General features: G+C 69.5%; 3 protein-coding genes. 1 reads left to right on the plus strand and 2 read right to left on the minus strand.

Going from position 1 to position 6,074, the window contains the following annotated elements; translation table 11 throughout:
* Positions 1–3,971, plus strand: a 3,971-nt coding sequence (locus NM2_RS46695; RefSeq protein WP_157122093.1) for an SDR family NAD(P)-dependent oxidoreductase, incomplete at its 5' end; no start/stop codon positions are given.
* Positions 3,972–4,016: 45 nt separating this feature from the next.
* Here the strand turns inward: NM2_RS46695 and NM2_RS46700 are convergent.
* The gene (locus tag NM2_RS46700) at positions 4,017–4,772 is read right to left on the minus strand and encodes a thioesterase II family protein (protein ID WP_067684213.1); all 756 of its coding nucleotides are present in this window, start codon (positions 4,770–4,772) and stop codon (positions 4,017–4,019) included.
* 356 nt (positions 4,773–5,128) lie between these two features.
* Positions 5,129–6,074 (minus strand): WS/DGAT domain-containing protein (locus NM2_RS46705; protein ID WP_157122096.1); only part of this gene is annotated, 946 nt, incomplete at its 5' end.

A 6,074-nucleotide genomic window follows, 5' to 3' on the forward strand; every position in this document is an offset into this window, starting at 1 on the left:
AAGCACTGCCCGCGGGCGGAGCGATGATCGCCGTCGAGTCATCCGAGGCCGACGTTACGGCTCTGCTGATCGGTGACGTCGCGATCGCCGCGGTGAACGGCCCGTCCTCGGTGGTGCTGTCCGGTGTCGACGCCGAGGTGACGGCTGTCGCCGGGAGATGCGCGGAAAGAGGCTGGCGCACACATCGTTTGCGAGTGTCGCACGCGTTCCATTCGGCGCTGATGGAGCCGATGCTGGCCGAATTCGCTTCGGCCATAGCGGCTTTGACGTTCGGGCGTCCGGATGTGCCGCTGGTATCGACGGCAACCGGCGCCAGGGTGACCGACGAGATGTCGGATCCGTCCTATTGGGTGCGGCAGGTTCGCGACGCGGTGCGATTCGCCGATGCGGTCCTCGCCATGGCGGAACTGGGAGTGACGCGATTCGCCGAAGTCGGGCCCGATGCGGTGTTGACGCCCATGGTCGCCCGAACCCACGACACGGCAACCACGATCGCGCTCACCAAACGCCACCACGCGGACCCCGCGACCGTGCTGACCGGCCTCGCCCGCTTGTACGTCGCGGGCGCCACGGTGGACTGGACCCGCTACTACGCCGGCTCCGGCGGCAGGCGGACGGATCTGCCGACCTACCCCTTCCGGCACCGCCGCTTCTGGGCGACGGGCCGGCTGCATTCCGGTGAGCCGTCGGCGCTCGGCCTGCGGTCCACCGAACACCCCATGCTGGGCGCGTTGGTGGCGCAGCCCGAAGGCGGCGGCGTCCGCCTCACCGGGCGGCTGTCCACGGCCACGCATCCGTGGTTGGCCGACCACGACGTACTCGGCGTGGTGCTGCTGCCCGGAACCGGTTTCGTCGAGTTGGCGGTCCACGCCGGAGAGCAGGTCGGCTGTCCGGAACTGGCGGATCTCACACTGCGGGCACCGCTGACGTTCAGCGGACCCGGGGGAGTGCAGATCCAGGTGGTCGTGGGTGACGGTGACGAGACCGGTCACCGATCCATCGACATCTACTCCCGCCGGGACGAGGACGACCAGGCAGTCCCGTGGACACATCACGCCCAGGGCCGGCTGAGCCCGAGCCGGGATACCGGCGAACCGGCGCACTGGGCGGATTTCGTGCAGTGGCCCCCGTCCGGCGCCACGCAGATCACGGTGGACGGCGCATACGACGAACTCGCCGGCCACGGATACAACTACGGTCCCGCCTTCCGCGGTCTGGTGGCGGTGTGGCGGCGCGGTCGCGAACTCTTCGCCGAGGTCGCACTGCCCGAGCAGACCACCGCACGCGGGTACGGCATGCATCCGGCGTTGCTCGACGCGACCCTGCACGCACTCACCGTCGGGCTTCCGCAGGACACCGACGAGCAGGGCGAGCCGCAGACCCTGGTTCCGTTCACCTGGTCGTCGGTGCGTCTATACGCCGAGGGCGCCCGCCGGGTGCGGGTGCGGCTGACCGGACGGGACGAGGGGGCGGTCACGGTACAGATCGCCGATTCCGGTGGCGCGCCGCTGCTTTCGGTGCGATCGCTCGGCTTGCGGCCGCTCTCACCCGAACTGCTCGCGGCCTCGTCTCGTCCCTCCTACGACGCACTGTACGAACTCGCGTGGCGGCCCGGCCCGCAGCCGCGCCGCACGGCGGACATTTCCTGGGCCGAGTGGGGTGCGCCGGAGCCGGCTTCGGTCCTCGTCTACCGCCCCCCGATCGACGAAGTCGCGGTCCCGGCGCGGTTGCGCACGGCCCTGCACGCCACACTCGGTGTCGTGCAGGAGTTCCTGCGCGACGAACGATGTGCCGCAAGCACTCTCGCGGTGATCACCGACTCCACTGGCGATCCGGCCGCCGCCGCGGTGTGGGGTCTGGTCCGCGCGGCGCAAGCGGAGAACCCCGGACGAATCGTGCTCATCGAGGCAGGCGAGGCCATCGCGGCGCACGATCTCGTCGCCGCCGCGGCGACGGGTGAGCCGGAACTGGCCGTCGACGCGGCCGGGATTCGGGTGCCGCGACTCGTGCGCGCCGCGGCACCCGACGCGACGCTGTCCACCGCGTGGGATGCCGAACGGACCGTCCTGATCACCGGTGGTACCGGTGGAATCGGCCGACACCTCGCCCGGCATCTCGTGCGCGAGCACGGGGTGCGCCACCTGCTGCTGGCCGGTCGGCGCGGACCGGCCGCCGCCGCGGATCTCGTCGCCGAACTCGGCGCCCTCGGCGCTCGGGTGCGGGTCGCGGCCTGCGACGTCACCGACCGCGACGCGGTGCGGCAGCTGCTCGGATCGATCCCCGCCGAGCATCCGCTGGGCGCGATCGTGCACGCGGCCGGGGTCGCCGACAACGGCCTGGTCGATACCTTGACACCGGGGCAGATCGACCACTGCCTGAGCGCCAAGGCCGACGCCGCCTGGCATCTGCACGAGCTCACCCGCGAGGCCGGACTGTCCGCCTTCGTCCTGATCTCCTCGGTCGCGGGGTCGATCCTGCCCGCCGGCCAGGGGGGGTACGCGGCGGCCAATCTGTTCCTCGACGCGCTCGCGACGCATCGTCACGCCGAAGGCTTGCCGGCGACGTCACTCGCCTACGGCATGTGGGATATCGGCACCGGATTGTCGCAATGGCTCGGCGAGGCCGACCGGCAGCGGATGCGGCGCCAAGGCTTCGCACCGCTGTCCGCCGACGCCGCACTCGAATTGTTCGACGCGGCAATGTCTTCCGGTCGTCCGGTGCAGGTGCCGGTCGCGATCGACCACGCCGTACTCCGTGCCCGCGACGCGGTCCCGGCCCTGCTCGGCGATCTGGCCGCGAAGGCGGGACGCCGGCAGCGCGCCACGACGCCGGACGCCGCGGCACTGCGCAACCATCTGGCGCAGCTGCCGGCATCCGAACAGGAACGGTGGCTGCTGACGCACATCCTCGAGCACGCCGCCCGGCTGCTCGGGCACGACAGCGCCGACGCGCTCGACCCGGAGCGAGACTTCCTCGAATCGGGATTCGACTCGCTGGCCGCCATGGAGTTGCGCGGCGCCCTCAACGCGTCCACCGGACTGACGCTGTCCACGGCGGCGATCTTCGACCACAAGACGCCCGCCGTGCTGGCCAGGCACCTTCGCGAGGAACTCGGCGCCGCGCCACACCAGGCCGAAGACCAAGCACGCCAGGATGATTCGCTGTACGGGATGTTCCGCGGCGCGGTCACGAACGGTCAGGCCGGTAAGGGCTTCGCCCTGCTGCGAGCGGTGGCGGAATTGCGGGATCAGTTCACCGCGGACGAGCAACCGGAACGGCTGCCGGTGCCCGCGCGGCTCGCCGCGGGCTCGGCCCTGCCGCGGATCATCTGTGTCAATCCACCGCTGGCCACCGGCGGTGCGCACCAGTACGCCCGGATCGCGTCGCAGCTGCGCACCGGCCGCGAGGTGCTGGCCCTGCCGCTGATCGGTTTCGGTGCGGGCGAGCCGCTACCGGCGACTCCGGTCGCCGCACTGGCGGCGCTGGCACGCGGCGTGCTCGAGGCCGCGCAGGATGAGCCGTTCGTCCTGCTCGGGCACTCCTCGGGCGGTCTGCTGGCCTACCTCGTCACCGAGTACCTGGAGGCGGCCGGCGGTCCGGCTCCCGCCGGGGTGGTCATGGTGGACACCTACCCGGCGGACGAGAACGGGGAATGGCTGCTTCGGGAGATGGCCGAACACATGGTGTCCCACGAGGCCACGTTCGGTCGATTCGACCAGGCCCGGCTCACCGGAATGGGCCGGTACGTGCAGTTGCTGCACGAGCGGGTGCCGGGTTCGGTCGACGCGCCGACGCTGTTCGTTCAGTGTGCGCGATCGTTCCTCGGCAGCTCCTCCGATCGTGCGGACTGGCAGACCCGGCCGTGGGACGCGGCGCATGAAGTCGTGCCGGTGGCGGCCGATCACTTCACGATCCTGGAGGACGGCGCGGCGGAGGTCGCCGAGGCGATCGAGGACTGGCTCGCGCACTGACGGCGGCGACCGGGCGGGCGGATACGCCCGCCCGGTCGTTCCCGGCTAACTCGACAGCGCTCGCGAAGTGTGATCGGCAATCAACCGCGCTACCGCATCGCAATTGGCGTCGAGAAAGAAATGGCCGCCGGGAAACGTTCGGGCGGAGAAACTTCCGGAGGTGTGCGAGCGCCAGGCCTCGATCTCCGCGACGCCCGTATCGGCGTCACGGTCACCGGCCAGTGCGACGATGGGACATTCGACGGTCGCCCCCGGAGCGCAGGCGTAGGTTTCGATGGCTCGGTAGTCGTTTCGGGTGACCGTCAGGATCATCTCGCGCATTTCCTGATCCTCGAGCAGGGCCGCCGGGGTACCGCCGTAGCTCAGGAGATGTTCGGCCAGCTCCCGGTCGCTCCTGGTGTGCATGACCTCGGTGCCCGGCAACGACGGGGCGCGCCGGCCCGAGGCGAACAGCACCGATGCCCTCGCCCCGGAGTCCCGTTCGAGTCGCCCGCAGGTTTCGAACGCCACCGCGGATCCCATGCTGTGGCCGAACAGGGAAAAGTTCGACGCATCGCCGAGCGTTTCGGCCAATTCGGTGAACAGGCCGTCGACGAGACCGGGAATGGTGTCGACCATCGGTTCGCGCCTTCTGTCCTGACGCCCGGGATACTGCACGGCGATGACGTCGTATTCCGATCCCAGGCGTTTGGCCAGCGGCCCGTACGAGATGGCCGATCCGCCGGCATGGGGAAAGCAGACCACCGTGTGCGATCCGTTCTCCGGAGCGGGGGACAGACGACGCAGCCAGCTATTACCCACGGGCCGAAAGCCTACACGGACGGAAAACCCCGACGCCGCAGATGCTCTCGCAGGCGGGGAAGGTTCGTCGTCGTCACCCGACCCGTCTGGCGTCCCGCGGTGGGCGAGTTCCATCGTTGCGATCACCGTGCGCCGATGGTCCGCGGCGGCGGTGGCGGGCACCAAGACCGCCGGTTCGGTGTTGTGACGTGTTCCGGATATCGGCTCGAAACGCCTGCTCAGGCAGCAGGCATCGCTTGTGCAGATCCTGTACGTGCCCCCGGCAGGGCCCTGTGAACACGGGCACGTGGATGGCCTCCTCAGCTCGGTTATGGTCGGCGGTCACGAGCAGTCGGTCGGGGGCGCCGGGGGCCGAGTTAGGGATGCAGTTCGGTGAGCGCGTGTTCGAGGTGCCGGGCGATGTCCCAGATGTCGGGAACGGTGTCGGGGCAGGCGAGGATGCCGAAATCGAGATGTCCGTTGTAGGACATGACGGTGATGTTGAGGCTGCCCGACAGCTCGGTGAGCAGTGAGACGGGGTAGCTGGCCAGGACGCGGATTCCGTTGAGGTACAAAGGTACCTGCGGTCCCGGAACGTTCGACACGATCAGATTGGCCAGGGGTAGGGCTGCCGCCGTGGCTCGGAGCAGTGTGCGAGTGGGCATGCCGTGCCCCACCGATGTCAGCAGTGCGGTGATCTGGTGGAGCAGGGTCGGTGGTTGCGTACGGAACCGATCCTTTGCCGCGAGCAGATCGCTGTGCAGGAGTTCGAGTCGATGGTGCGGGTCGGGTTCGGTGATCGGTAGCGGCGAGAGCATGATGGAGAACTGATTTCCCGCGCAGCCGAATTGCTCTGGAGTGCGCACCGATACCGGCACCGCGGCCAGTAGCGGCCGGTCGGTGGGGATGGCGTGGTCGTGCATCCAGCTGCGCAGGGCCGAGGTGCACAGCGCCATCACCACGTCGTTGACGGTGCCGTCGACCGATTTCTTGATGGACTTGACCGTGTCCAGCGGCAGCGAGGTGTACGCGAAACTGCGGGCAGCGGTGCTCGGGCCGTTGAACGGCACATCGGGGTGCTTGTTGCGGAGATCGTCGCGGGCACGCAGCAGCGCCGGCCCCGCCTCGAGCATGGCATGTGCGCGCATCGATTGCCGGGCAACCGCATTCGGGACGCTGCGAGCGAGCATTTCGATGGCGGAAGGGGTCCGGTCGCGGCGCATGCCCGCAGCGGGTAGTGGTGTGGCGGTGGGTGTTTCGGAAATGTCGAGGACTGCCGCCATGATCTCTGCCGCCGAGACACCGTCGATCACCGCGTGGTGC

This window comes from Nocardia miyunensis NBRC 108239, assembly GCF_001613065.1.
GTDB lineage: Bacteria > Actinomycetota > Actinomycetes > Mycobacteriales > Mycobacteriaceae > Nocardia > Nocardia miyunensis.